This window comes from Psychrobacter cibarius (assembly GCF_904845955.1).
In the GTDB taxonomy this organism is placed as follows: domain Bacteria; phylum Pseudomonadota; class Gammaproteobacteria; order Pseudomonadales; family Moraxellaceae; genus Psychrobacter; species Psychrobacter cibarius_B.
On the sequence record NZ_CAJGYX010000001.1, the window covers coordinates 739,721 to 766,618 of the forward strand.

Genomic DNA, 26,898 nt, shown 5'->3' on the forward strand with positions numbered 1-26,898 from the left:
TTGCAAGATTATAATTTGTGCACAGATTGCCCGTTAACTAAGTATTCATTTGTCGTTGATTCAATTAATAGCCATCGTCAGATGAATCACGTTTGGGTTTAATTCCAATCATGTCAGAGAGTATCGCTAACTGATCTTCGTTTTTGATGATATGAGTGAGCCATTGGTCGAGCGGCATATCTGCCCAATCAATCGCCCGACCGAGTAAAAACGTCACCGGGCTGTGCGGCTCATTGGTCGCAAAATAATCTTGAATTTGACCTAATAATTTAAGCGCTTGCTGACGATTGCTTTGATGATCACGGTTGCTAGGATTAAAACTGGTTGAGCTAATATTTTTTGTGCTAGCAGCTTGTCCACTACTATCAGACATTGCACTTTCACCAATACTGTCCATAGTATCGGCTACGCTTTCTTGAGCAGAAACACTACTAGTATCAGAATATTCTGGTATCAACGGTCGCAAATGTTGGGTCAGGGCAACCAATAAATCCGTGACTGGTGCGAAGACTGGCGCGTCCATGCCCATCAAATCATTTAGCTGATCAGTCAGGGCCTGCCACTGCTCAGTAACTTTTTTAAGATTACTCATCAGTGCTTGTTGCCAAGTCTCACTACTGGTCTTGATGGCGTGGTTATAGTCACTTAGCGTTAATTGATTGGACGTTTCGCTATCGGGATTTTGCTGACGCTGCTTATCATGATCACGCGCGGTTAGATAGTAATTGTAGTTATATTTTTCTGTCTTTGTATCAGAAAGTGATAGCTGCTTAATATCATCGGATAGCGCTTTGACGAACCATGACAACAGCCCTGCTCTGATGTCCATACTGTCTTCTTCACCATCTAGCGGCGGATACATAGTGAGCCAATACTCGTCATTGAGTGTCTGTAGCAGACTTAACCCCTGACTAATACCTGCTAAATGGTCGGTGTGACTCAACGCATCGACATACCAAAGTGCCAGCTTCATATCTTTACTAGTATGGCTGAGCAAATCGGCACATTGGTTTTTGACAAAATCCCAGTCAGCCACTTTTAGTTCAGTGACCCAATTGCCTTGTGCCAGTAATGGGTCATCTTCTTGACGAGCAGCAACGATGGCATTAATACGTGGATCGAATATTAAGTCTTCACCGACCCCATGACGACTGCCTTCAATCGGCGCAATAAGGGTGTCAATATTATTTACTAAAGAGTTATCGTTACTCATTATAATGACTCCTCTTTAATAGCCTTTTTAGTAGGTTTTTTGCTGGCGACTTTTTTCACTGTCGGCTTTTTAGCTGAAAGGGGTTTTCTTGGCAATTTCTCAACTTGATATTCAGTTTCATCTTCGCTGTGTTGCGCCATTTGATTGAGCGCCACAACGGCATCAGTATCCAGACGGTAGGCAAAATTATCGTCCGCATCGACGAATACGGTAATTTTCTTTAACACACTTTGACTGTCATCATGAGCCAGTAGCTGACCCGCCATCTGCGGCAGCAAGGTATGACTGATAATCGCATCGGCGTTACGTGCACCAGAATCGACCTCATGACAACGCGATAAAATCAGCTCAATCACCTCATCATCAATGACACAAGGCACATCATAATTGTTATGAATACGGCCAGTGATTTTGTCCAGCTTAAGGCGAATAATTTCTGCGAGCGCATCATCCGTTAATGGATAATAAGGAATGACCGTTAAACGACCCAAAAACGCGGGCTTAAAGGCTTTATACAAATGCGGATTAATGACTTGTTTTAGGCTATCACTGTCTGGCAGGCTAAAGTCAGTAACACTCGGATCTGTATTGATACATGCCTGCATAATCGCAGACGAACCAACATTACTTGTCAATAAAATAAGCGTGTTTTTGAAATCAATTAAACGCCCTTCGCTGTCTTCCATCACCCCTTTATCAAAGACCTGATAAAACAAATCCAATACGTCTGGATGGGCTTTTTCTACTTCATCAAGTAAGAGTACGCTATAAGGACGACGGCGAATCGCTTCGGTTAATACACCACCTTCACCATAGCCAACATAACCTGGAGGCGAGCCTTTTAACGAAGCAACGCTATGGGCTTCTTGATACTCTGACAGGTTAATCGTAATAAGGTTACGCTCACCGCCGTACAGCACCTCTGATAGCGCCAGCGCGGTTTCGGTCTTGCCTACACCACTTGGCCCGACGAGCATAAACACACCTTGCGGACGATTGGGATCATCTAAGCGGGCTTTTGCGGTATGAATCCGCTTGACGATAGCGGCCACCGAATGATCTTGGCCGATGACCCGGGCTTGCAAGGTATCAGCCAAACCCAAGATATGGTCTTTTTCATTACCTGCCATATCATTCAGCGGTATTCCAGTCCAATCTGAGATGATCTGCTTGATGACCTGACGATCCAATACGGGATGAATAAGGCGCTGCGTCTCTTGTACTTGTTTTAACGATTGCTCGATACTTTGATATTCAGCTTGTTTGTCTAAGCGCTCTTTTGCACTAAGCGCATCAGAACCATCTGTCTTGTCATTCAACTGCTGATTCAAGGAATCAAGCTGATCATTAAGCTCGCGCTGTTCGTGCCAACGACTGGTCATATCAGCAATGCTTTGCTGATTGGTTTGGCGCTGCTCATCTAATACGGCAATTTTTTGGCTGACTTTTTCTTTTTCGTCCACACCGCCGATACGCTCGAGCTGCTGACTGAGATTATTGATATGCTGCTCTAACTGCACCCCTTTGGCGTTTAATCTGTCAAGTTGATTGGGTATGGCGGTCTTGGATAAGCTCACCCGTGCCGCCGCCGTGTCTAATACACTGACCGCTTTATCAGGCAGCTGCCTATCGCTGATATAACGTGCGGATAACTCAACCGCCGCTTGTAGCGCATCGTCATCGATTAATATACCAAAATGATTCTGCATCTTGGCACTTAGACCACGAATCATCGCTACTGCTGTCTCTATATCAGGCTCATCGACTTTGACGACTTGGAAGCGACGTGACAATGCTGCGTCTTTTTCGAAGTACTTTTTATATTCTGACCATGTCGTCGCCGCAATGGTTCTGAGCTCACCACGAGCCAGCGCAGGCTTCAGTAAGTTCGCCGCGTCATTTTGACCCGCTTGCCCACCAGCACCAATCAAAGTATGCGCTTCATCAATGAATAATATAATAGGCTGTAGCGAGGCTTGTACTTCTTCAATGACTTGCTTGAGACGGTTCTCAAACTCCCCTTTGACGCTTGCCCCTGCTTGCAGCAAGCCCATGTCAAGACTACGTATCGTCACATCTTTGAGCTGATCAGGCACTTGACCGGCGACTATCTTTTGCGCCAATCCTTCTACCACTGCTGTTTTACCTACCCCTGCCTCACCCGTCAAAATAGGGTTATTTTGGCGGCGACGAATCAAAATATCGATCAACTGATGAATTTCAAACTCACGGCCAATGACAGGGTCTATTTGCTCTGAACTGGCTTTAGCAGTCAAGTCATAAGTATATTTATCCAACGCAGGGGTTGGCTTAGCTTCAGTTTTCTTAGTGTCTAAAGATTCTTGATTGTTAGCATCATTGTCTGCACTATTCGCACCATCATCAGCACCCTTATTGACGCCTTTACTATTGGTAATTTTATTACTGCTTGATCCACTGCCCTCAGTACTACCGAGACATTGACGCTCATAATCATCTTTTAGGGTAAAGCGGTCGATATACTGTAGTGGCTCAGGAAGAGTTTTGAGTAGCGACTGATAACGCTCATACGCCAATAGCACGAGCAATATATGACCAGAGCGAATTTCTAGCGGGCTATTTTTATCAGCACTTTGATTATATTGGCTACTGGCTAGCTCCCACGCATCTTCTAGTAACGCCATCAAACCTTGACTAAATACTGGCGTTGAGCCTGTTGCCTGACCAAAGGTGTTTAGCAAATCAGTTATATCTGCTAGTAATGACTGCTGATGAATCTTATTAAATTTAAGTATTTGAGCCACATCATTGTGCGGCGTGGCAATCAGTTCATGCAATAGATGGACAGTATCGACTTCACGATGCCCATTATTAATACAAAGCCTAGCTGCCTGCTGCAAACACTGTCGACAGCTTGGGCTTAAGCGGGTAATCACAGCTTTTAACTGGCTCATAATCTTTTCCTTTAACATTCTTATTAGACTTAATACCAAACCCAAAAAGTAAGATTAGCTGTGTCAAACTCGCTTAGCCTACAAGACGTAGTACTTTCACTCGTTTTCCTTGCCACTCTAATTTCTGTGAATGGTATAAAATTATTTTTATTAAACAGCAATATAAAATTGATGCATGGCTCTTCATAATAGGTAAAATCTGTCTATTAACCATGAAATACTTACTGAATCGGCAGCGCATAGCGAGTGTCATCATGATGCTGCGTCGCAGGCTGCGATATCAAAAACCCACCCTGACCCAAACCACCAAAACTGCTCTCTGATAATGACAACGGGGTGATGTATTGCTTGTCTAACTCGAGTTGCATCTCGACCGCCAAGCAAACACCGCACCATTTACGGATAAAATCAATAATGACTTGATACATATCCCCTGCTGGTAACAGTCTTAAATAGCGTTTGGCATCCAACTGATGAAACACAATTCTAATCTTGCTATCAAACTGTACGACGCGCGCACCGCAAAATGCGGACAACCCAAGGGCAGCATGCTGACCACCAAGTGCTGTCTGTTCACTGGCTGGTAGATCAAACCACTCCGGTACGAATTGCTCGACACTGACGGTGCTATCTAAAAAATGCGACAGTACATGTGACAACTGATCGGCTGTCAGGCGTCCTGGGGCGATCATGCCAGCATAAGCAATCAAGCTATCGATGGCGGTTAGCTTCTTCGGCTGACGCGCCAATGCCCGCAAGCTCAGTAGATAGTTGTCTTTTTTATTATTTATCTCATACTGTAATGGCAAGTTATAAAACCAACTCGCTTGCACGTACAAATCCGTCAATCGATGGTTAAATAAATCTAAAAATGCTGGTGCCGCTTTATCTTTTGCATGATTGACTCGCGAGGCTAGATGGTCGGTATACATCGCTGGCAAGGCTGACAACGGGCCAGTTAATCCAATAATTGCGGGGCAAACCTCTATCCGTCTGATTTTTAATGAACTAGCCTTTACTTGACCATCCTTTAATGAGCTGCCACTGTCTTCCATATTATCCTGAGCAATGAGCGCCATCGACTCAATTTCAGCTTGCGGATAGGCCAATGACAACGAGGCACGGTAACGTACCTCAATAGGTGCATACCCCATACTGACTTCATGCCGAACCAAACGTAGTGCTTGTAATAACTCATAAGATTGCGGCGCCGCCATTAAAGCCGTTAAATAAGAGGACTGAGACCGCTGCGTGGCTGACATCTGTATATCTCCTCTTTGGTTACGGCATCACTGATGGCCAACTCGACGAAGCTATTTAAGCTAGCGTGATAGCCAAACACATGCGCCAATAAATGGGCAAACTGGCGGATACTCACTCCAGCAAAATTCTTTTGGTTGATTTGAATATTGATCAGTGTACCGCGCACAAAACCAGGCTGTGGCAAGCGCTGAATACGTCGAGCTTCGATACTGGTTTCGACAGACACAATACCTTCGACCAACAGTTTGTTAGAAGCAGACTGGGTAATGTCGTATAGCGATAAATACTCTTTCATCAGCTCCGCATCTTGGGCGGTAAGCGATAAAAAATTCAGACTAATCAGCGATATCAAGCGCCAACGTTCCTCACCGGTATAGTCGAAGCGTGCCGTTCTGGTCGGCTGCTTTAGCAACGATAAGCTGCTAAAGCCAGTCATCCCTTCGCTAAACAAATCGCCACGGCTTTGACCGAATACCACTTGAGCCGGCAAATCTCTATTGGTACACAATAAAGACGCACTCATGCTCACCGCACCTGATAAATCTTCGCGATTTTTTTCTACAAACATAATCTGATATTCAAAACCCTGTTTGAACTCAGCCATATCCTTATCACGTTTGATATGGTAATAACGACCATCATCTTGCTGCTCATAATGATTGAGCGCATAAAATGGATGATATTCACGTTGTATCAAACGATTGTCACTTTGCTTGGACTCTATGACTTTATTAACCTCATAGATTTCATGTTGAAACAGCGCACGAGTATCGGGCACTAAATCGTAATAGATCGAACGATGGGTCACTTGAATAGGCTTGGCAGCCGCCTTGAATAAATTGACAACGGGCGTACAAAACAGCTTGATACTGCTGGCACTGAGCTGCTGCAAGTTTTTTAGGCGGATGGTATTTTTTTTATCAAATCTAAAGTAACAGCGAATCTCAAAGCCATTGCTATCGATCTTTAAATTTGGACAAACCTTACCAAGATTAAGGCGCAAGAAATTGAATTTTTCAGGGAAATAGAAGTATTCCTTTAATAAGGCAGAGGCAGCATTACTCACTCGATGACTCGGAAGAATTTGCTGCTCAGGATCGAAGCCTATAATCTCAAACGGACTACCCGTAATCTTATTGACCTGCCTACCATGCAGATGCGTTTGCTTGACATCACACCCTAGTAAATCCCATAGACTAGTACCCTGACTGGCGTCCTCGTCTATATACAAATCTAACGAGTGGTTTAATAAGGCTTGATAGTCAAAGCTTGAATTAAGCCCCTTAAATTTGATACTGATACAGCCATTCAGCAGTCCATGCTGATTGTCATACACCTCTTGACGAGTTTCAAAGTCGACGCTATCTATCTGTAGCGGCAGCAAGGTCACATCTTGGGTTGACTGAAACTGGCAAGGCGTGCCATTTATTTTTTGGCTGGCGAAAGGGCTGTTTTTAGGGACTAAGACTGCCTCGCTCATCGCATTGCCCTGTACGCCTAGATTAAACTGTGCAATAGAGACCGATGGAAAAGGTTTGAGATAATCGGGATAAACGACTTCTAATAGAGATTCGGTAAAATCAGCGTATGAATCGTCCAATTTTTTATTGATGCGCGCACTGATGAGCGAAAAAGCCTGTATCAACCGCTCTATATGCGGATCATCGACGGTATCGTGCCCCATCAACAACCGATTGGCTATTTTGGGATATTTTTTGGCAAATTCTTTTGACTGTTTATTAAACAGGCTAAGCTCATGCTCAAAGTAAGGAAGTAAACTGTCCATGACGCCTCAATATATTGATCGCTGCTAACTGTATAAATTGAGCGGTAGTAGTAGTTATTTCATTAATGGGATAATGATTATTTTATTAAATAACGCTGAGAGCTTGGCTCAAAGAACGCATCGAAGCTGACCAGCTCTTGTGCTGGATAAACCTTTAATAATGCTTCAATAGAAAAACACAGTTGATTGACATCAACAGCGCCAATATCTAGCGATACGCGAACGTTTTTTAGCCGGGTATCTTGTTGCTCGACTGTTTGGGCTATTTGGCGACAGATATAATCACAGTCAGTAGGATTGGCACTGCTGAGTCCCACAAAATCTAATATGCCAAAATTCAATATCGATGAGCGCACGTGTTGATAGGCCTGAAGCTTACTTGACACCACACAACGCGTATTTAATAAAGCTTCAAGGTCTCGTGCGACCGAAGACTTTAGCTCATCGATATTAAGACGACGAACCACGAGCTCATGCGACAAATGACGGGGCTGATCATCAAATAACTGCTCGAACAAATTTGGACGAAAGCCAATTTCTTTGTTAGAGGCGTTAGTGGCGTAATTCATTGATATAATCATTCCTATTTAACAAACAAAAAAGAAAGGCCTAGATATAAACCTTTCTTTTTCGGTACGACACAATAGATGACACCTGATACAACCTAAATTAGGCGGTATAAGTAGCAGTGTTGTTGGCTAGTGACCATTTTTTAGTCACAGCGCCTTTAGCAGTACCATCGATATCTTGCTGGGTGTAAGTCCACTCAACAGCAGCATATTTGATACCGACTTTTTCGATTGGTACGCCTTCAGAACGTACCGTTGGCTCGACACTTGCGATCAGCGCATGCTTAAGTTTTACTTCAAGATATTTAACGCGTTTGTCACCGTTGGCACGATAAAAATCAATTTGAATCTCATCAAAAGTATAACCAGCAGAACACGCTTCCCATAGTTTAGGACTGGTTGAGTCCAAATCTTTCATAAACGTCATGTCAGCATGCTCACAACGCTCAGAAGTATGGCCACCAACGCTACTTGCTGTCGCTGATTTTGGCTGACGGATCAAGTGATCCCAAGTATTTACTTCAAGCCAACCTTTATGCTCGCTATCACGAGACTCGCCATCAATTTTATATTTACCGCGGAACTGAATATAAATATCTTTCATATCACATACCTTTTTTTAAAATTTAAATTTCACGTTAGTTTTTAATAAACGATTAGCTGTTGCTAGATTGCGGCAGTTGAGTGACCAGACGCAAAGAAACAGACAATTCGTCAAGTTGAAAGTGTGGTCTCAAAAAGACCACGGACTTGTAGACACCAGGCTTACCCGGCACTTCTACAACTTGTACAGAAGCTTCGCGCAGTGGGTACTGGGCTTTTGCTTCTTGTGAGGCGCCGTCATCTAGCAAGACATAACGAGAAATCCAGTCATTTAAAAACGACTCAACATTACCAGGTGCTAAGAAGCTACCTACCTTATCGCGCATCATTGCTTTTAGGTAATGGGCAATACGTGACACCGCCATAATGTATTGGATCTGCGTCGATAGCGCAGCATTGGCATTGGCATCATCGTTTTGATAAGTTTTGGCTTTTTGCACGGATTGCGCGCCAAAAAAAGCAGCGTAATTGGTATTTTTGCAATGGACTAACGGGATAAATCCTAAGTCGCTCAACTCTTTTTCTCGGCGATCGGTGATAGAGATTTCTGTTGGACACTTAAGTGCCAAATCCCCTTCATCCGTCTTAAAGGTATGAACAGGTAACCCTTCAACCAAGCCACCACCCTCAACGCCGCGAATGGCAGCACACCAACGATAGTCAGAGAAAGCAGCCGTCAAGCGTGAAGCAAAGGCATAAGCTGCGTTCACCCATAGATAATCGTCACGATTATTACCAGAGACTTCTTCCGTAAAATTAAATCCTTCAACCACCGTGCCATCTTTAGGATCGTAAGGCAGACGACCTAAAAAGCTGGGCACGGTTAACGCAACATATCGCGCATCTTCTGACTGTCTGAACGCGCGCCAGCGGATATATTCAGCGGTTTCAAATATCTTTGACAAATCTCGCGGGCGACCAATGTCGGTAAAGGAGTCGAGACCAAACATTTCAGCGGAAGCCGCCGACACAAAAGGTGCATGAGAAGCGGCCGCAACATGAGACAATTGCTCAAGCAGATACATGTCTGAGTTTTGGCGAGTAAATTCAAAGTCACCAACGATAGCGGCATAAGGTTCACCACCGAAGCTACCGAACTCTTCTTCGTATATTTTTTTAAACAGCGTGCTTTGATCAAAATCAATTGACGATTGAAAATCTTTAGTCAGTTCGCGCTTCGTAGTATTCATCATACGAATCTTTAGCATGGATTCCGACGGAGTCTGGCTACATAAATAATGCAAGCCACGCCAGCTGGACTCTAGCTTTTGAAACTCGGGCGCGTGCATGACGGTGGTCAGCTGCTTGGAGATCAATGCGTCAATTTGGGCAATACGCGCGTCAATCGATGCAGCCAAATTATCTGACAACGTTACGGTGCCTTGCATGACTTCATTGGCAAGCTCTGCAATTTGCGACTTGGCACGATTTTTTTCGTCATCAGACTTGGCAACGTTACTTTTATTGACGATTTCTTCGAGTAAGTCGTAACTATCATTATTTAACGCATCAGGTGCTAGATTTTGCTGGGCTTGGGCACTCATCGTTTAATCCTCACCGTCGGTTTGATTTTGTTCCGCCATTTTTTTGACTTGCTCAGTATTTTTAAGCACGTCATCTAATAGGTCTTCAAGTTTTTCGTTGGCTGATATTTTGTTGCGTAAATCTGCTAAGCGATCTCGTGCTTGTACCAATTGCTTTAGTGGCTCAATTTGATCAGCAACCGCTTCAGGACGAAAATCGTTGATACTATTAAATGCCAAATCAACCGCGAATTCGCCACCTTTATCACTTAAGTCATTGCCTACTCGAAAGGTCGCACGCGGTGCTAGACCTGACATCACCTCATCAAAGGTATCCAAGTCCACTTCGACAAACTTTTTGTCCTTAAAGCGTGGTTGTTCAAGGGTGGAATCTCCTGAAAACTCTCCCAAAACGCCAACGACAAAAGGAATTTCCTTGGTTTCGATCGCATCGCCTACTTCAACGTCATAAGTCAGATGCACCCGAGGCGCACGTACTTTTGCGAGTTTCTTTTGTACACTGTCTTGCTTTGCCATAATAAGTTACCTCAGCAATGTCTAGTTTGAACGCAATATACTGAATGGATCAGTCGATTCGGCGTTACTTTTTTTGGTAGGTGAAGGTTTAGTAACAGGCTTAACTTTTGGTGGTCGTGGCGGTTTTTTTACGGCTGGTTTTTTCTTAATAGGCTTCGATGCTTTTTTTACAGACACGTGGGGCTGAGGTTTTGATTTAGTGCCTGATCTACCGCTTCTAGGCTTGACGACTGGCGCTGGTGGTTTCGGCAAAGACTCATCGTAATTGAAACCATAGATATCACCATATATTTTACTTAAAGCGTACTGATACTCCTTCAAAAACGCTGCGTCCACTTCATCAGTGAGATAATCTGATTGCAGCTGGCTTTGGGAGACGATAGCGCTGCTATTGAGTAGTATCTTTTTTAGCTTAGCAGTGCCTTGACCCAGATCAATGGCTTCACTGGCTGCGTAAACAGCATAAGCATGATAGCCATTGTTAGAATAAATCTGCGCCAAAATCTCCCATGCTAGCGAGTCATTAGGATTACGAGATACTCTTTGATTCAAATCCGTGACCAGTTGATGCAGTTGCGGTGATTTTGCATCAGCATTTTTGAGTGCCGAAAATTGATTTATGATGCTAGAACCGGGGTCTTTTTCTTGTATGACAAGCTCACTATGGGCGGTAGTCATTGCTGAACCCATGATGAACAGACCTGCCAAAAACGCTTTGGATAGCGTAAAACTGACTCTAATATTGCTTCTGATACTGGTCATTGTAAGTCGGTGCTCGCCATTATTGGTGTGAGATAAATACATGTGCCTGCTCAACATTATTTTAATTAGACGCGTTAACTAAAGTGGTGATATTGGTGAGCGTTTCATTCAGTGTTGCCTTATCACCACTATTCATCAAACTATTATCGTGATAAGCATCAATATTACTTTCCATCACTTTAACTGCTGAAAGCATGGCAAGCTGACGTGCATCAAGCCTTTCATTATCAACGCTTAGAGCCTCATTAGCTGCTCTCAATGCCCGTGCATAGCGTTTTGCGTCGTAGTTATTTTTGGCAATAGTCATCCACGCTTCACTGCTAAGTTGATTGCCGTTTGACAAATAGGCAAGCGAAGGCTCACTCAACTGCTTCACTATTGGTTTGCTGACCGTGGTTTGTACATTTTTCTGAGCAGTGGTGCCACAACCCGCTGTCAATAAAGACGCGCTAAGTAAGACTGATAGCAGACCTGCGGTGGCAAGTTTAGTACGATAAATAGGAACCATAACAACAGGATCATCACTAAAAATATAAAAGGATAGATTTTTTAAAAGAAATAAATATAACTAAAGTTCATTAATCATAAAAAATCAATGAGGTTGATTATACATATACTTGACAATATTTCAATAAACTCTATACTTTTCTTAATAAATAATTTAGTAAATCACCCATTCAAGCCATTTTCTTGGTATAAAATACGCAGTAACGGTACCCTTCTTATGCCTTCTAAGACCAATCGTCTACATAATATTACCGTTCATACTGATAATCCAACGATAAACACCTTTTACCCTGTTTCGTTTTGCGGTGCAAGCGGCATTAATCAATCTGACAATATTGACATTCTAGTGTTTAGTTATAATTTTATCGAATCGAACGCTTGTTTATCATTAATCAATGCTCCGATATGCTTAACCACGTTTTCCGCTGATCGTACCGCTAGCTGTCGTACTGGGCTGATACGCGGCATCCGTTATCAGCAATCTGATGGCGCGATGCACTTTTATACTTTAGAAGTTGTTAGCCCCGATTGGCAGTTGGCACAGTCGATACATACCCGCAGTTTTATCAATCAATCGACGCTCGATATTGTTACCCTCATCCTTAGTGATTACGATTTAAATTGGCAAATATCTGAGTCTCTTTTGTCATCAGATGATGAATCATCCGCACGTTTATCGGCACCTTTATCCATGCGTATACAGTCGGATGTCAGCGACTATGAATTTGTTACTGGTCTGCTCGCTGATATTGGTATATCGACTTTATGGGTGTCAGGGAATTCCGTTGATGAGCTTGGCACGTGGTGGTTGGTTGATGGTTTAGACACAGGCGAGCTCATACCGCTGACCTATAGTTATGCTCAGTCATCCGTACAATCAGGTCAAGATAGTGTCAATACGCTACAAATGAGGTCGCAGCAACTTGGCAGTGATAGGGTAATAGTACGAGCAGATGGGTTGGCGGCAGATACCATTTATGAAGGTCAAGCAGTAGATGAGTCACTGCTTGCGATAGATGACACGACGGTATTAATTGGTGCACCCTCTCGCGTGAACAGCGAGGACGCCGCTACTTATATAGCAGAGCAATGGATATCTGCCAATCGCTGTCAGCGCGAAACTTATCAAGCGACGGGTGCCCTGCGTGGTCTGAGCGTCAGTAGTCCAGTGAGTATCAATAACCTACCCTCTATTGGTAGCTTATCCACGCATTGTATCGCGGTTACCTTAATCGGTATTGAGCCTGACAACGATAGCGTGTCATACCATCATCAAGTATTTATCAAACAGTGGTTACAGCGCACTGCTCAGCATATGCACTGTCATGCAATGAATCACAATCACTTTTCAATACCCGATCATGGCTTTGACATCGCCCGCGATACTGGGGTTTGGGTATTAGCGACGTTACTTGACGCTGCTATTCCTTATTGCCCTTATCCCAGTTCTTTATCCTTTGCCAGTAGCACTTACACGGGTCTCGCCCAAGCTCGTACTGGTGACACAGGTTTATCAGCTTCCCCCAGCTATGACTCAAGTGTCAGCACTGACAATCTACAGCAAACTATTACTACGTCTGTCTGGTCAGGTATCAGCCCTCATGATGATGGCACTACCCCGCCACTGCGCTCATTGCAGCTGTCATCGGGTAGCACGCATGGTTGGCAGTTTGCGCCAAGGCTTGGGCAGTCGGTGCTGCTTAACCATTGGTACGGTGATATAGACAGTCCTGTGATTAGCAGATCGCTTTATGACGGTATCGGTATGGGTGATGTCGATGAAAAAGACATCACCACTCGTGATAGCGGACTATCGAATAGACATAACTTACAAGGCGGCGCGTCCCCTAGATGGCATGGTGGTGGTTTGGGTCATTCGCAAATTAGTGAAGATGATGGGCACAGTGGTTGGATCTCTGGTATTGCTCAATATGGGCTGACTTCTGATTCTGAGGTGACCATGAGCTTTGATGACACGCCTAATAAAGTCGGTCTCCAGTGGACGGTGAATACGGACAGCAAAGCCAATGCTGAGACACCAACCATCACTTCTAGCGCCACCTTTGCCTCTGATGAGCATGTGCTTGAGCTTGGCATACTGCGTCATCGTTTTAGCAATCATCAATCATCAACCAGTGGTCAGGGGATTAATCTAGCCACCGATCATGGACTACAGATCAGTGGTGATACAGGCGTACTGCTCTCCACTTTTGGTGTCAGGCATAGTCAAAGCGAGCATGAGTCAGCGTGGGTCAATGATGCAGGACAGCGGCAATTAGGCTTAGGAGCTGAGCTGAGTGAGACATTAAAAGAAGCCAAACAAGCACACTTGCATTCTACGGCAGCCATGCAGACCGCCAATCAATCGATAGAAGTGTTTAAAACCAGCGCACAAATCATCGATGAGACGCTAAATACGGAAGTATTGGGCGCTGCTGATGTGATGCTGGTCAGTAAAGACAGTATCTTAGCGTCAGCAAGTAATACCCTGTGGACTGCGAAAACAATCGTCAGACAATCAGGCAGCACCCAGTCGGATGTGGTGGCATGCAATTATACGCTGACGGCAAATACGATTGACTCGCTCTCTGGGGTTGGTGGTCAAGTCGATCTATCAGGCTTACATATCAGTGCCAATAGAGAGCCACTAGCGATACAAGCACAGGGTGGTGAGTTGCAATTACACAGTCAACAAAGCATGACGATTGGTTGTGAGGCTGGACAGGTGAATGTGTCGAGTCCGAAGCGGATTAAGCTGCAAACCTCAGCAGGAGCATCCATTACGATTGATGACAGCGGGATTAAGCTGGTGTGCCCGGGGGTGATTAAGATAAAAGCGGTGAAGAAGGGTTTGGTGAGTGGGGCTAAAGTGAATGCGCCAGTGGTTGCTTTACCGACCTCGGGATTGTTTAGTAAAGCGTTTGATTTAAAAAAGCTTATTCCTCAAGATTTAATAGACCAAGGTATCAGCTATAAGATTATTAATCACACAAGAGGTACTGAGATTGAAGGTAAGCTTGATGAAGAGGGTCAGACACTAAGGGTGTTTGGTGATGAGGCTGAGAAGATAGAGTTAGAGCTTGATGCGATTACTGTTAGAGAAATAGATATCAATGATTTAGATCTTGACGACAATTTTGGGGATGAAGATGAAGATTGCGGTTGCTGAAGTCCAAACATGCTCGGTATCTGTTTTACTGAGTGTTCTATTAACTATGGCTGGATGTAATACTCAACAGTCTGTTAACGGATCAAAATTGGTTAAAGATGAGCCTTTGATTATAAATTCTGATTGTCAATATGAAACTGTGTTTGATGACAGCATACCAGCGCGAGTCAGTTATTTTGATTATATGGGGAAAAAAATTAAGTTTGTACCTGATCCTGATCATTTTTGGCAATCTACTGTTGCAGGCTGCTTTAACACTAATCAAGGCTTAATTATCATCGGATTAGACCGAAATCATCCAGCAGAGTCTGTTGCACAAATGACTTTATCTACTTATTTATATAAAGATAATAAGTTTATTTCAAAGAAATACTTAAATCAAGCTTGGAGCTGCATGCCTGATCATTCAAGGGGTGAGTTTTTAAATAAATTTAACTTAACTATAAATATCAAGTGTAAAGATAAGAAAGAAGGTAATGAAAACATAACTTCATCTTTTGATCAGAAATTTAGTATAGGTCTACTATGAGCTACACTTATGAAGATAAATTGAACTTTATCGTTGATATTTATTGTCCTATTAGAAAAGTATCGTTCGAGACAGGTATGTCATGGAAAACTATGCTGGCTCAAGCGGCCCAAGAGACAGGCTGGGGTGAGAAAGTACTGCCTGGTACTAACAATATTTTTAATATCAAGCTTGACAGCAAATGGAAAGGAAAAACTAAGGTTTTTAGAGTATGGGAAGGAAAGAAAAGCAGTGGTAGGTATGAAAACTCCAAATTTCCTGTTTTTGATACGCAAGAAGAAGCTATCTATGATAGAGTCGACTTCTTAAAAAGAAATCCTAGATATTCTAAAATATTTAGCAAAGATATATTAGGAAACTTTGAAAAGGAAGTCCAAGCTCTTGAAGATGCTGGATATGCTACACATGCAGACGAAAAGACTGGTGAGTTAATTTATGCTGAATTACTCATTGCAGTTTTTGGCCCAACAATGCGAAAAGCCATAGCACGTGCAGAAGAAAAAGCAAGTTGTGTCATTACTGCGGCTGTATTTAAAAAAGGTGTAAGCGGTGAGCCCCTAGCAAACACTAAAGTTCTCATAAAAACTGATCATAATAAATATATCGATAAAAAAACTAACGGCAAAGGTATTATAGAGGGAATAACCTCCAATCTTAATGGTTCAATAAACTTTAATCTTGATAGTAAAGAATTTTCATATTCTGTTGCTAATAAAAGAAAATTGGCAATTGAAGTAAATATTACCAATGATAAATTTGTGACGAAAACAGTCAATCATCTAACTGCTGATAATAAACCGATATATGAAAGTAAGAGTACCACAACTAATAATAGTGAATCATCTACTGCTGATTCAAAAAATTCTAATAATGTGACTTTCAACATAAAACTAGTAGAAGCAGACACAGGCAAACCCCTACCAAACACAACCTATCATCTTGAGTATAAAAACAACATCAAACCCCATAAAACTGACGGCTCAGGTATCGAATCAGGTATAACAGCTGATGTTAGCCAATCTATCAGCGTCTACCTTGATGATGACAGTGGCAAGAAACAATCTATTTATAGCATGGCATTTCCCGTTATAGGTGACCTAAACGGGCAAACCAAAATACTCAAAGTTCCTGTGGTAACCCTACAACTCATATTTGTTGATAAAAACAAAAAGCCTGTCCCTAACTATGAGTACAAAACAGTCTATCGCGGTCGCATCTCTGAGATTAAAAAAGCCAATGCTAGAGGCATAGCCACTGTCAAAGCGCTAGCGGGTCAGAAACTAAAAATCATTCATGTAGCAGTAAATAAATTTACCAGTAATATCGTCACTGATGGGTCAACTAAATGGACATACAATACTGACAAGCTGATAGGAGATCCTAGCAACTCTCCTAGCTCTACTAGTAATGTAGCTACCAGTACACCCTCCTCCTCGCAAAAACCGGATAATACGAAGCCAAGCGCTACTGACAAAGGTAACATTATACGTAATGACAAAATCACGCCAAAAGGCCCAACAAATGAAATTAAAACAGATAAAGCAAAAATTACTATTAAATTTCTAGATGAAGATACAAATAAGCCTTTGTCAGGATTAACCTATTGGACTCAATCAACTAAATACGGTAAGAATGCTTCTACTACTGGTAGTGATGGTACAAGAGGCCGTACGCATGATTCAGATGTGGGTGTTAGCATTGGAGTATTAGTCAATGAGAATGGGAAGGAAGTTAAAAAAGGTACTATCGTTGCTAATAGTGATAAAAATGGTACTGCTTACGTTTATAAGGCTAAGAAGCCTAAAATACCAAATATTGAAGTTAAATTTAAGACACAAAGAACAGATGTGGTTACTGAAAAATCTAAAAACATTTTGCGTGAGCTTGCCTCCCAATATGGAATGAAAACAATATATATAACAAGTACGTTGCGAACACCAGAAGAGCAAGCTAGTGCAATGTATAGTAATATTCCTAGTGGTAAAGTCATTAGATATGCTGCGCCAGGAGCAAAAGTAACTCGTATCTGCCAGAGCGGTATAAAAAAAGGACTGGGTAGGAATAAAACTATTAAGGATATGGTATCTAGGATTTTAGAATATGATAAAAAAGGCATGAGAGTATCTAAACATTGCGTCAGTTTTGAGACTTATGCTAAGAAAAATATCATTGACCTGGGTGTCAATAGTAATGGATTAACTACCAATGCACAAAAGCAAAGATTCCAAGATATTTGTGATGTAGCTTTAAATCAAGGTAAGCTTTCAAGCTTTATATCTCCTCTTAGAGATAAAGCTGAGCCAGCTTTTCATCTCGAAATACCTCAATAGATAAAGAAGTTATATTTTATGAAAAAAACACTAGTCTTATTGGTTATGTTAGCTCTACAAGCTTGTAGTGATACTACTGCTCAGCTTTCTGTAACCGATATCCATAATGACAATGACATAAACTCAAAGTTAGAGACGAATACTACTCAATCATCTTCAGATACAGATACAGATACAGATACAGATACAGATACAGATACAGATACAGATACAGATACAGATACAGATACAGATACAGATAGTAGTATTCCAGCAGGTATCTACTTTTCTCACAAGAAATGTAGTTCACAAAAAGACTGTAAAAACTTGAATCATGAAAAAATCGATGGGAAGTACTATCTATCTCGAAATCAGGGTTCAAATGGGGCTACGTACTACTTATTAGTTAAGGATAATGCTTACTACCTTTACAGTTTACAATTTTTAGATGAAGATTTAAGAGCAGTCGGCTCTTGGTCACAAATGAAAGAAATCAATGCAGTAGACTTATCTTTTGAAATAGAGTCTATTGAACAAGTCATGGGTTCAGACTACATGGGCAGATACGACGATGATAACCTAAACAATAAACTTAATACTTTAGCTAATCAGTCTGGTTTGCTAGAAATAGGTAGCCTATTAGAAGGTAGCAAAATATCTACTCATGAAACTATCAAATTTTTGCCTACAGAAAATGGGTATAAGGTTGACTGTAACGACTATATAAAAAATTATGAGAAAACAGTGGATCAGTTATTAAAGCAAGACATGGCTGCTGGTTATCACTTCTACTATGAATGTGCAAATGGAAATGAGATATATTTTAAAAATTTAAAATAATTAATAGAGATGCTTAACTATATTCTGATATAAGTATCAAAGTTGTATAGTATAACTAGTCTTATATAGAAGCCACTATTCCATACGCACCCTACCCCTGCCTTCAAATCCGTACGGTTAAACTTAGGATATTTAGTTACGCAGCTTGACGATAATAGTCAAACCACACCTGTCTTGGCGATTTATAGCCTAAACTCTTTTAAACTCTTGTTTGGTTTTGGTACAGCTCGATATATTGTGTGATATCGTTGACTGCTGTAAACCTTGTTTTATAGTCCTGATGATATACAAGTTCATTATTCCTTGCGGAGCAGTGCTCCTCACCCGATAAGCTTTCTATGGGTGCGTTGTCGAAACAGTTGCCTTCACCACTCATTGAGCCTTTGAAATGATGCGGTTTGATGATCTTGTAGTAGGCATGACTGAGTTATGCCGAAAAAACCGTATATATAGACTTGATAATAGACTTTTCTAGTTATCACTATTGAATAGTGAATGATATTTCACCTCGATAAACATACCAATATTCTACGCCAAGCGCATTAAAACCAAACCAAAAAAAATCCGACCACATTAAGTGATCGGATTTTTAATATTTGGTGGAGATGGCGGAAACTAAACTATAGACGTAAAGCATTGATTTAAATAAATATCCATCATTCAAAATAAGACAATACCAACCATAATACCAACAATCGTTTTTGATTTTGCTGTTATTCAATCTCCACTCTATCAACTAAAGATTATTTTGTAATTGATCGTAGTATTAACAATATATTGAACGTGCCAGCAACTTAGGAATAATTTTTTCTAATTGCAACTTTCTTTCATGGGGTTGTTTTGCTAATGACTGCACGCGCTCAATAATGGCGCTTAAATGTGTGCGTTTTCTTTGCATGAACTCGCACTTACTCCTTTTATAGCGCATGCTTTTAGGGTTTTCATGCCAATTCAAACGCTTTCTTATTGCTTGCATACTTGCATAAGGTCGCTGGCACCGCTGCATAAGATGTCGCTCAATGTGTGCTTAATTCCTTCAGCTCAAGCCTCTTGAATGATACCGCCCTATCTGCTTTTGCTTCTGCACTGGACTGTGCCCAAGCTGCGAGTGCTTTTGCGTACGCTTCTGCCCTAGCTGCTTCTACTTTTACCCTAGCTGCTTTTTCTTCTGTCCTAGCTATTTCTGCTTTTGCAATGGCTGCGTTTGCTTTTGCAATAGCTGCGTCTGCTTTCGCGTATGCTTCTGCCCTAGCTACTTTTCCTGCTGCTTGTGCTTTTGCGTATGCTTCTGCCCTAGCTACTTTTCCTGCTGCTTGTGCTTTTGCGTATGCTTCTGCACTAGATGGTTCGGCTGCAACCATGGCATATTCATTATTGGCACTTGCTACTCCCAAAGAACAAACTGTTAAAACTATAATGCCTGATAGGAATGTGGATAATTGGTTTAATAATCTCATGATATTTACTACCTTAAAGTTAGTTCAAACACGATCACTATATAAGTTATCTAAATCATTGGGCAAATTTGATTTTTCTACATACCGCTTTCTGATCTAAATTTCTCTAACCGCGCCTTTGTCTGCTTGCACCTATCTAGCCCCATTCTAATAACTTCGGATAAATCAGCATTAGGCTTGATAGCGTTTGATACGGTTGGCTTCATACCAATTTCATCTTGTCTTTTCTGAGCCAGTTTGTTCAGTGGTAAGCCTACTTGCGACTCATCATTGATCGTATCATCAGGATAATATGTTACTTCGTTCAAGCTGCAAGCAATGTGACCATACTTAGTAGTAAACGGGTATGGCTCAACATTGCCATAACTTGACCAATAAATATCAGTAACCTCTATAACATCATCAGTATCATTAACTGTATTGTCTATAGGCTGGCAAGCTGTCAGTGATAGTAAGATCATAGGGATTAATTTGTTCATCTATTCGCCTACTGGTGTTCATTCAATAAACTATACCTTAGCATGACTGACAAAAGGTGTGCTTTGATTTTTTAACATGACTTTAACCTACTACTGACCGCTGTAAATCATGCGCCTACGATACTTGTCCAAAAAGTCCCTTATGCAGCCCCTCGATACCTGTTAAGAAACTACCAATCATGGGCAAAATATGCCCCGTGCGCGTACTGTTCCATAAACTAGCCCTAACGTGTCCAACAATACATTTTTAGCCCTCTTACGGTGTCCGAAAAGTCCCTTACGATACCTGTGCATAAAGTCCCTTTTATGGACTCGCAAAATTACCCTTAGTCGATTTAGAACAGTCCGAAAACAGTCCCTTTTTATGGACTCCAAAAACTACCCTCTACGATGTCCGAAAATTACCCCAGTCCTTTTAAAACAGTCCGAAAAATACCCCTTTGTGGACTCGAAGAACTCCTTTTTATAATGTATGAAAACCTCTGTCATTGTTGCTTGCCTCGCGTGCGCGCGCGATACTTGTCCGTTAATTAGCTAAGTCCTTATGCTGTATGGCTTTGTGATACTAGCAATGATGGGTGGCTGCCTTACAAAATGTCAAGTTTTGTCATATTGGGGCGGCGTGTGATTTGGTTTTGAATGTAAGGTTTTATCAGGTTTTTGGCTGTGCAAAATGTTAAGTTCTGTCAAGTCGGTGGCTGTATTAATCGGTTTTGAATGTACGGTTTTATACGGTTCTAACCTTGTGGCAATCATGGGGTGGTAGGTGCTGCCAGTAATGAAATGAATGTGAGGTTCTAACGTGTCCGAAAACTAACCGTAACCTTACCGTTTTTCTCATGCTCGTACTTGTTAAGAAACTACCCTTTGAATGCGATACGTCCAAAACTGGACTTATCTAAAACCTTAGGGAAACCTTAGTTTCTTTACACTATAAAAAGGGCTTGGTCTGTCGAGTGAGTACCACTTATTTAGTTTTAAACCTTAACATAACTTAACATGCTGGCAGTCGGCAAACTGTTTTGAATATAAACAAATGACAACATGCTGCCCATGATTTGCAAGTGAGTATTGAGCGCCTAACCTTAGGTTTCCCTTAGGTTTTTGCAGTCCATAAAAAAAGGCAGACGATAAACGCCTACCAATTTCACTTTATACCTAAGAAAACGTGCCTAAACTGCCTAAATAGCTTGTAAGCCTTACCGCGCATAGCATTAAGTTAGTAATGCCCCCGTCCTAAGCGTGCCTAAATTGCCTTTATTGTGCCTAAATGAGCATGTTTTTAGTATGATTTAGGCAAAAAAGGCACGGTTAGGCAAATGCCTTTACTAAGCAAAAGCCCCTAGCTGTATGGGCTAAGGGCTGTTTAGGCAAAAAAGGCACGTTTTCAGGTACGCACGCTTATATAAATAACTTAGGGTTAATATAAATCACTTTCTTTTTACCGTCCTCCATCTGTCTTATGTGCCCCATACTTTCTAAATTATCTAACTCGTTTTGCAGCACCTTGTTATTTTTACGCATTGGCTTAGGTGCGCCATTGTAAGCATCAGTACGATTTAACATAGGCGGATTTTTACCCCTCGCTTTATCCACTAGCCAGCTGCTTAACTTCTCACTGTCGTTCTGCTCACCTGTAGGCGTTGCATCAAGGTAGCGCAAGCGTTCGGCTGTGGAATACTCAACCAACATAAAAGCGCGCGTTATGTCGTCAATGGTAATTACCTTGCGCCCATCAAAGAACGCCATTAACGAGGCTATGCGGCTCGCATTTTCTGCCATGCGTGAGGCATACGCTTTTAGATATTCTAATGTCTGCCCGTTGGCTTGGCGGTTCTCTATACTCTGCATGTGACTGCAAAATACTTGTTCTGCCCCGTCTGCCCATTGCATTTTGATGCGCTGGGGCTGCCCTTGTGCTGTTGTAGGCTCATTGGCTGGCAATGGATCAAGTAAGGCGTTACAGCGTGACCAGTATTCTATTAAGTGGGGATTATCATAGGGACTATCATTGCGGCGCTTAGCATCGTCCCATACTCGATGACCGCGCAAGTCAGGTGGGCAAGCAATCAATGCACGGGCTAAAAATCCTTGCCCATTCATCAAGGGGTCGGTTAATGCTTGCTCTAATACTACCCGTTGACCTTGTAGCAGTAGCGTCATGCGGACGCTGTGGGCATCGGTTTGCGGTGTGGCATAGGCAGACTTTTGCGATCTTAAACGTGATACTTCGCCATCACTCCATAACTTAGTGAGTGCTGATAAGGCGCTGCCAGCGGTGTCACCTGTCATGGTATGACCATTAAAAAATTGCCCTGCTTCGTCTGTTGTCCATGATGCGTTATTCATCTCTCCACTGATAAACCTATCGAGTATCGGCTCAATAGTGGCATCATCAAACAAGGTCTTAGGGTTTTGGGGCTTTGGATTGTCCTCTAAAAACTGGGCTAACTCTTTACCTTTTAACCCTGCCTTTTCGCTGTCCCATGCTGCTATATCGTCTAGGTAGTTGCTGTATTGCTGGCGCTCATACTCTTTGATTTTAAAGTGAGTTAAGCCCATCGCTTGTGTTTTACCGCTACCGCTTTCCCCCTCTGTGATTAGTATTAGGCTGGTTGGCATGTGACTGTGCCCCATCGGTGCATCAATAAACCGCTGCCCCATGTGTGCCAATGCCCCTAAAACGCATTGCCCTGCCATTGCATCAGGTACTTGCGAGTAGTGCGCTATTGCTTGAACAACATGCTTTAGCAGTCCTTTAAACGCCTCTATTGGGTATGGTGTCGGCTTGCTGGGGTCATTGGCTAAAGGTTCAGGTTCGCCCCATATTTCAGCTTGTAGGCCAATGATGGTTGTATCGTCATCGGCAAGAATATCTGCATAAGTAGAATGATTATCTAGCTGTAGCAGTACATCAAAAACAGTAATAACCGCTTTGACGTTGCAACCTGCCAGCGGCTTACATACCTTATCTTTCTTATCTATGGTGGTAAAGATAGTAACGGGCGCTACTTCGGCAAAATGCTTTACCATGCCATTGAATAGCAGACTATCAAGGCTTACCAGTATCGTAACATTGTCATTTATTAAGCATTGAGCAAGCATTACAGCGTTCTCAAGCGTGTCATCAATCGCTATTAGTTCGCGGTTGCCGTCCAATGTGCCAATGATTAAAGCAGACGGCTGCATACGGTCAATGATTAACGGCTTTTGACTACCATTAGGCGTGACGCTGGCAAGGGTGACGGGTTCATCTTGGTTATTGCTCTTTACTAGCCCTATCGTGCCAGCTGTAGGCGCTCTCAATCCTGTATCAAAGCCTGTGGTTATGGTAATATCACTATCAAGGTGCAATAGCTTATCTTGTATGCCTAACTGCTCACATAGGTTATATAAGTTTAGTAGTGTATTGTCATCTGCCAGCCCTTGCCGTGTGGCTGCATCAAAACTACTTATCATGTCTAAGCCTGTGCTGAATGCACGGGCTTTTTCATGGGCGGCGGTTTGTGGTGTGGTAGTCATCTAGTCCCCCTTGCTTGTGACTGGTTCGGCTTACGCGCTGCTCTATATTTTTTATAGTAGCTTTTGCGTTTGGCGTGCTTACGGCTTTGCTTTGGTGGGTAGCGTTTCATTGGCTGCCCTCCTTGCCGTAACCTGTCATTGCTAGGGTGTCGTTAATGCCCTCTAATTTCTCATATAGTAGGCTTGCCCATGTATCAGTAGCATCATGTGCGAGGCGTGCCAGTGCTGGCACTGTATGCGCTTCTATCTTGTTATAGTGCATGAGTGCTAATAGCTGTCCAACATCATATAAGGCAGTGGCTGCCCCATCAATATCACAAGCAATGTCCGATAAATCAAAAGCAGATATTAAAATCACTTGTTTATCGTCTGCTTCGGTGGTGTCTATTACTGTGCGTTGGCTGGTTTGGTTGCCACTGTATAGCGTTGTTATCGCTTGGCGGTTGGCTGGCGTGTCATGGAATAATGACGGTAAAGCATCATCAGGGTTTGAACGTCCATCAGTATCAAAAGAATACTCTATATTTGCATGACGGATAACAAGGCGGTTACTGCGCTTGTCGCTACTGGGTTGCAGCTTATAGGTGTCATTGCTTACGGCTGCCCATAGAACGCTGTCACCTGCCTTGAATGTGGCTGGTGTGCTGTTAGTAGTGGTTTGAGTGTTTGAGGTCGTACGGATTGATTTAGGCATGATAGCCTCCTTGTAGTTTTTGAGTTAATGCCACGCTATACAGTAAAGATATAGGGTGACGGGTCTTACTCTCGGTTCTACAAGAAACCGCCCTGCATATTCGCCTTACGGCTATTTTATTTTGCAGCGTCAACCCGTCATAGTCGGTTAGCAAGTGATTTGCTATAGATATGAGGGAATGCCCCCTTGATGCGCTTAAATGCGCTCTTAGGGTAGTGCTTGATGGCATAGTGACAGCTTGAGAGGCTGCGCTATTATCAGGCACAAAAAAAGCCAAAAAGTCACGGCTGGCTTGTCCGCTTGTAGAATTTGAGAGGTCTATATAGTAACCGCTGTTATCATCACTTGCAATCTGTTTTGCTTGTACTGGCTGGCAAGCGATCAATGCCAGTGCTAAGCCAATACCTCCTACCCATGCCATAAATATGATAAAGCTAAGTAGTAAGCCGCGCTTATGTGGCTCATTGCGATTGTTTTTAGTATTCCCACAGTTGGTGGGTATCTGTGTGCGATTGTGTGCCCCGTCACGGGCTTTTAGATTGGTTTTGGTATGATTATCACACATAGCGCGTAACCTCCATTTCAGGCATTGACAGAACGCTGTCCATCTGTTCGCTTGCATCGGTGGCAAACAGTGAGTCCCTAAACAATGCAGCGATGACGGCTTGAATAACGCCTTTAGATACGGGGTCGTTTGTCTGCACGGCTTGCAATGCCATAGCGTAATGTTCGGTATCAATTGATAATAAGATTAGCTGCTCGTTGATATGCTCGAGCATGTCCGCTATCTGTAATAGTCTGTCGTTTGATTGGCTCATGATTGCACCCCTGTAGCTTCATGATTGCCATCGGCTGGCGTGTCTATCCAGTAGATTTTGAATGTCTTACCATTGCGCTTGATGGTCTTATCTTGAATAACCACGCCTTGCGCCCTTAGTTCACTAATGCGCTGTAAAAAGCATGTGATTTGCCATAAATCAAAGGCTTCATAAGTGGATAGGCTATTACCTGCCAGTAGGTGATTATGGATAATCTGCTTATAGCTCTTTTTTGGTTGCCGTGTATTCATGGGTTACACCTCGCTAGTGGTTGAGGTGTGAGAATTAAGCCATTCGTGAATGTCTGCATAGCTCCATGCGGTCATCGTTGGTGATAGCTTTCTGCCAGCTGGGAAACGTCCATCTTTAGACCATTCAAAAAGGGTGGTTTTGCTAAAGGGCAAAAATGGAAGTATATCCTTTGCTCTGCCCATGCCAGTAGTAGGCAGTTGCATAGCTGGACTGTTTGCGGTGGTTGGTTCAGTGTCGTTCGAGGTGACACCAGTAAAGGGAATTACTGGGGTGTTTTGGGTGGCTTGTTGCTGTGTCATTTCTACTGCTCCATATCGTGTGATTTGTATCGCTGCGGTGTACTGCGATATGGATAGAATAGACAACAAAAAACCCTCTAAATAGAGGGCTTACGGGCTGTAAAAGGGCTTTTACGGGGTTTTTATTCCGTAACGGGTAATTGTTTTTTAAATAAAAGATCAATATTTACTTTTTTCTTATCATCATCGCTTTGTCTGCCTTGCTTAAATTCTAAACCTTGTAAGTGATTATCGTATAAAGTGTTATAACTTACGGTCAAGTTATCCGCTTTTTTCTTATCTTCATCGGCAAGTACAAATGCTAATTCTTTCATGTAAGGCATTATAAAGTTGACTATATCGCCTTTCCTTAATTTGGTTTGGTAATCTAGGTCAATCAATACCGTAGCTAGGCTTCTATTAAATTGTTTGATAGCTGCTTTCTTTAGGTTCTGTATATCAGTATTTGATTGTATGACGTTATCGGCTGGCTTGTATGCTAGTTCGGCTTTAGCTTGTGCTAGTTGGTTTTCAAGTTCTGCTATTTTTTCCTCTGCTTCTTTTAACTCATTACCGCTATTTTCTAACTGCTCACTAGGTTTGTTATCAATTAAAGGCTTAGCTGGTTCTATAGCAAGCCAGTCGTTAAAGCCCTTGATGATATAGCCAGCTTTGAATAAGTATTCTTTTAGATCAATAGATGCAATGAAATTATTATCATCAAGGCTTAGCTCATCGTTTTTTACTGCTAGTTCAAGCATTAATTTATAGCTAATATATTCGTAAAACACTTCAGTAAATTCAAGGTGATCTTGATATTTTTCGATCTCTTCTTCTTTTGATCCTGATATTAAA

The 26,898-nt window shown here is 42.3% G+C and carries 23 protein-coding genes and 1 pseudogene; 4 read left to right on the forward strand and 20 right to left on the reverse strand.

Annotation, left to right across the window (positions count from 1 at the left end; genetic code table 11):
* Positions 1-64: 64 nt before the first annotated feature.
* The 10 genes from tssA to JMV76_RS02970 all read right to left on the reverse strand — a co-directional run bounded on the left by tssA (position 65) and on the right by JMV76_RS02970 (position 11,697).
* Complete coding sequence (tssA, locus tag JMV76_RS02925; protein ID WP_201501548.1) at positions 65-1,213, reverse strand: type VI secretion system protein TssA; 1,149 nt, start codon at positions 1,211-1,213, stop codon at positions 65-67.
* On the reverse strand, positions 1,213-4,146 hold the full coding sequence (gene tssH, locus JMV76_RS02930; RefSeq protein WP_201501549.1) for a type VI secretion system ATPase TssH: 2,934 nt from the start codon (positions 4,144-4,146) through the stop codon (positions 1,213-1,215). Before tssH ends, tssA begins: the two co-directional genes overlap by 1 nt.
* A gap of 221 nt (positions 4,147-4,367) precedes the next feature.
* Positions 4,368-5,408 carry a type VI secretion system baseplate subunit TssG gene (gene tssG / locus JMV76_RS02935; protein WP_193009439.1) on the reverse strand — a complete coding sequence of 347 codons (1,041 nt, stop codon included), beginning with the start codon at positions 5,406-5,408 and terminating at the stop codon, positions 4,368-4,370.
* Positions 5,372-7,195 carry a type VI secretion system baseplate subunit TssF gene (gene tssF, locus JMV76_RS02940; RefSeq protein ID WP_201501550.1) on the reverse strand — a complete coding sequence of 608 codons (1,824 nt, stop codon included), beginning with the start codon at positions 7,193-7,195 and terminating at the stop codon, positions 5,372-5,374. Before tssF ends, tssG begins: the two co-directional genes overlap by 37 nt.
* Positions 7,196-7,272: 77 nt before the next feature.
* Positions 7,273-7,764, reverse strand: a complete 492-nt coding sequence (gene tssE, locus JMV76_RS02945) for a type VI secretion system baseplate subunit TssE (protein ID WP_193009440.1) — start codon at positions 7,762-7,764, stop codon at positions 7,273-7,275.
* A gap of 100 nt (positions 7,765-7,864) precedes the next feature.
* Entirely contained in the window at positions 7,865-8,368 is a 504-nt protein-coding gene (locus tag JMV76_RS02950) for an Hcp family type VI secretion system effector (RefSeq protein WP_025651832.1), read from the reverse strand.
* Between the two features lie 52 nt (positions 8,369-8,420).
* A complete protein-coding gene (tssC, locus tag JMV76_RS02955) occupies positions 8,421-9,911 on the reverse strand; it encodes a type VI secretion system contractile sheath large subunit (RefSeq protein ID WP_201501551.1) in 1,491 nt (496 codons plus the stop codon).
* 3 nt (positions 9,912-9,914) lie between these two features.
* The gene (tssB, locus tag JMV76_RS02960) at positions 9,915-10,427 is read right to left on the reverse strand and encodes a type VI secretion system contractile sheath small subunit (protein ID WP_045451928.1); all 513 of its coding nucleotides are present in this window, start codon (positions 10,425-10,427) and stop codon (positions 9,915-9,917) included.
* A 21-nt stretch (positions 10,428-10,448) separates the two neighbouring features.
* Positions 10,449-11,231: a hypothetical protein gene (locus JMV76_RS02965; RefSeq protein ID WP_193009441.1), complete on the reverse strand. Its 783-nt coding sequence runs from the start codon at positions 11,229-11,231 to the stop codon at positions 10,449-10,451.
* Between the two features lie 19 nt (positions 11,232-11,250).
* Entirely contained in the window at positions 11,251-11,697 is a 447-nt protein-coding gene (locus tag JMV76_RS02970; RefSeq protein WP_201501552.1) for a hypothetical protein, read from the reverse strand.
* A gap of 216 nt (positions 11,698-11,913) precedes the next feature.
* Here JMV76_RS02970 and JMV76_RS02975 point away from each other — a divergent pair, with 216 nt between their 5' ends.
* The 4 genes from JMV76_RS02975 to JMV76_RS02990 are packed head-to-tail and all read left to right on the forward strand — an operon-like array spanning position 11,914 to position 18,543.
* Positions 11,914-14,865, forward strand: a complete 2,952-nt coding sequence (locus JMV76_RS02975; protein WP_201501553.1) for a contractile injection system protein, VgrG/Pvc8 family — start codon at positions 11,914-11,916, stop codon at positions 14,863-14,865.
* Positions 14,846-15,394 (forward strand): hypothetical protein, encoded by a 549-nt coding sequence (locus JMV76_RS02980; RefSeq protein ID WP_201501554.1) that lies wholly within the window; start codon positions 14,846-14,848, stop codon positions 15,392-15,394. The genes JMV76_RS02975 and JMV76_RS02980 overlap by 20 nt, the downstream gene beginning before the upstream one ends.
* Entirely contained in the window at positions 15,391-17,724 is a 2,334-nt protein-coding gene (locus JMV76_RS02985; RefSeq protein WP_201501555.1) for a glycoside hydrolase family 73 protein, read from the forward strand. Before JMV76_RS02980 ends, JMV76_RS02985 begins: the two co-directional genes overlap by 4 nt.
* A gap of 18 nt (positions 17,725-17,742) precedes the next feature.
* On the forward strand, positions 17,743-18,543 hold the full coding sequence (locus tag JMV76_RS02990; RefSeq protein ID WP_193216824.1) for a hypothetical protein: 801 nt from the start codon (positions 17,743-17,745) through the stop codon (positions 18,541-18,543).
* Positions 18,544-18,679: 136 nt separating this feature from the next.
* Here the strand turns inward: JMV76_RS02990 and JMV76_RS02995 are convergent.
* From JMV76_RS02995 to JMV76_RS03040, 10 genes and pseudogenes are all read right to left on the reverse strand, one after another.
* Positions 18,680-18,967 (reverse strand): annotated as a pseudogene (locus tag JMV76_RS02995) (IS3 family transposase); the annotation flags it as partial.
* 592 nt (positions 18,968-19,559) lie between these two features.
* A complete protein-coding gene (locus JMV76_RS03000; RefSeq protein WP_201501556.1) occupies positions 19,560-20,000 on the reverse strand; it encodes a hypothetical protein in 441 nt (146 codons plus the stop codon).
* 77 nt (positions 20,001-20,077) lie between these two features.
* Complete coding sequence (locus JMV76_RS03005; protein ID WP_201501557.1) at positions 20,078-20,479, reverse strand: hypothetical protein; 402 nt, start codon at positions 20,477-20,479, stop codon at positions 20,078-20,080.
* A 1,401-nt stretch (positions 20,480-21,880) separates the two neighbouring features.
* Positions 21,881-24,001, reverse strand: coding sequence for a DUF3987 domain-containing protein (locus JMV76_RS03010; RefSeq protein WP_201501558.1), 2,121 nt, complete (start codon positions 23,999-24,001; stop codon positions 21,881-21,883).
* A 106-nt stretch (positions 24,002-24,107) separates the two neighbouring features.
* A complete protein-coding gene (locus JMV76_RS03015) occupies positions 24,108-24,695 on the reverse strand; it encodes a hypothetical protein (protein ID WP_201501559.1) in 588 nt (195 codons plus the stop codon).
* The gene (locus tag JMV76_RS03020; RefSeq protein WP_201501560.1) at positions 24,688-25,260 is read right to left on the reverse strand and encodes a hypothetical protein; all 573 of its coding nucleotides are present in this window, start codon (positions 25,258-25,260) and stop codon (positions 24,688-24,690) included. Before JMV76_RS03020 ends, JMV76_RS03015 begins: the two co-directional genes overlap by 8 nt.
* Positions 25,253-25,513: a hypothetical protein gene (locus JMV76_RS03025; protein ID WP_201501561.1), complete on the reverse strand. Its 261-nt coding sequence runs from the start codon at positions 25,511-25,513 to the stop codon at positions 25,253-25,255. The genes JMV76_RS03020 and JMV76_RS03025 overlap by 8 nt, the downstream gene beginning before the upstream one ends.
* Positions 25,510-25,764, reverse strand: a complete 255-nt coding sequence (locus JMV76_RS03030) for a helix-turn-helix domain-containing protein (RefSeq protein WP_201501562.1) — start codon at positions 25,762-25,764, stop codon at positions 25,510-25,512. The genes JMV76_RS03025 and JMV76_RS03030 overlap by 4 nt, the downstream gene beginning before the upstream one ends.
* Before the next feature lie 3 nt (positions 25,765-25,767).
* A complete protein-coding gene (locus tag JMV76_RS03035; protein ID WP_227690042.1) occupies positions 25,768-26,064 on the reverse strand; it encodes a helix-turn-helix transcriptional regulator in 297 nt (98 codons plus the stop codon).
* Between the two features lie 122 nt (positions 26,065-26,186).
* Positions 26,187-26,804 carry a hypothetical protein gene (locus JMV76_RS03040; RefSeq protein ID WP_201501563.1) on the reverse strand — a complete coding sequence of 206 codons (618 nt, stop codon included), beginning with the start codon at positions 26,802-26,804 and terminating at the stop codon, positions 26,187-26,189.
* Positions 26,805-26,898: the final 94 nt, after the last annotated feature.

Excerpts from the sequence above, each read along its gene's own strand:
- JMV76_RS02985 (WP_201501555.1), top strand. The coding sequence starts at position 15,391 with ATGAGCTACACTTATGAAGATAAATTGAACTTTATCGTTGATATTTAT.
- JMV76_RS02980 (WP_201501554.1), top strand. The coding sequence starts at position 14,846 with ATGAAGATTGCGGTTGCTGAAGTCCAAACATGCTCGGTATCTGTTTTA.
- tssG (WP_193009439.1), bottom strand. The coding sequence starts at position 5,408 with ATGTCAGCCACGCAGCGGTCTCAGTCCTCTTATTTAACGGCTTTAATG.
- JMV76_RS02970 (WP_201501552.1), bottom strand. The coding sequence starts at position 11,697 with ATGGTTCCTATTTATCGTACTAAACTTGCCACCGCAGGTCTGCTATCA.
- JMV76_RS02950 (WP_025651832.1), bottom strand. The coding sequence starts at position 8,368 with ATGAAAGATATTTATATTCAGTTCCGCGGTAAATATAAAATTGATGGC.
- JMV76_RS02990 (WP_193216824.1), top strand. The coding sequence starts at position 17,743 with ATGAAAAAAACACTAGTCTTATTGGTTATGTTAGCTCTACAAGCTTGT.
- JMV76_RS03000 (WP_201501556.1), bottom strand. The coding sequence starts at position 20,000 with ATGAGATTATTAAACCAATTATCCACATTCCTATCAGGCATTATAGTT.
- JMV76_RS03035 (WP_227690042.1), bottom strand. The coding sequence starts at position 26,064 with ATGACACAGCAACAAGCCACCCAAAACACCCCAGTAATTCCCTTTACT.
- JMV76_RS03025 (WP_201501561.1), bottom strand. The coding sequence starts at position 25,513 with ATGAGCCAATCAAACGACAGACTATTACAGATAGCGGACATGCTCGAG.
- JMV76_RS03020 (WP_201501560.1), bottom strand. The coding sequence starts at position 25,260 with ATGTGTGATAATCATACCAAAACCAATCTAAAAGCCCGTGACGGGGCA.
- JMV76_RS03015 (WP_201501559.1), bottom strand. The coding sequence starts at position 24,695 with ATGCCTAAATCAATCCGTACGACCTCAAACACTCAAACCACTACTAAC.
- tssH (WP_201501549.1), bottom strand. The coding sequence starts at position 4,146 with ATGAGCCAGTTAAAAGCTGTGATTACCCGCTTAAGCCCAAGCTGTCGA.
- tssC (WP_201501551.1), bottom strand. The coding sequence starts at position 9,911 with ATGAGTGCCCAAGCCCAGCAAAATCTAGCACCTGATGCGTTAAATAAT.
- tssB (WP_045451928.1), bottom strand. The coding sequence starts at position 10,427 with ATGGCAAAGCAAGACAGTGTACAAAAGAAACTCGCAAAAGTACGTGCG.
- JMV76_RS03030 (WP_201501562.1), bottom strand. The coding sequence starts at position 25,764 with ATGAATACACGGCAACCAAAAAAGAGCTATAAGCAGATTATCCATAAT.
- tssA (WP_201501548.1), bottom strand. The coding sequence starts at position 1,213 with ATGAGTAACGATAACTCTTTAGTAAATAATATTGACACCCTTATTGCG.
- JMV76_RS02965 (WP_193009441.1), bottom strand. The coding sequence starts at position 11,231 with ATGTATTTATCTCACACCAATAATGGCGAGCACCGACTTACAATGACC.
- JMV76_RS03010 (WP_201501558.1), bottom strand. The coding sequence starts at position 24,001 with ATGACTACCACACCACAAACCGCCGCCCATGAAAAAGCCCGTGCATTC.
- JMV76_RS02975 (WP_201501553.1), top strand. The coding sequence starts at position 11,914 with ATGCCTTCTAAGACCAATCGTCTACATAATATTACCGTTCATACTGAT.
- JMV76_RS03005 (WP_201501557.1), bottom strand. The coding sequence starts at position 20,479 with ATGAACAAATTAATCCCTATGATCTTACTATCACTGACAGCTTGCCAG.
- tssE (WP_193009440.1), bottom strand. The coding sequence starts at position 7,764 with ATGAATTACGCCACTAACGCCTCTAACAAAGAAATTGGCTTTCGTCCA.
- JMV76_RS03040 (WP_201501563.1), bottom strand. The coding sequence starts at position 26,804 with ATGCTTGAACTAGCAGTAAAAAACGATGAGCTAAGCCTTGATGATAAT.
- tssF (WP_201501550.1), bottom strand. The coding sequence starts at position 7,195 with ATGGACAGTTTACTTCCTTACTTTGAGCATGAGCTTAGCCTGTTTAAT.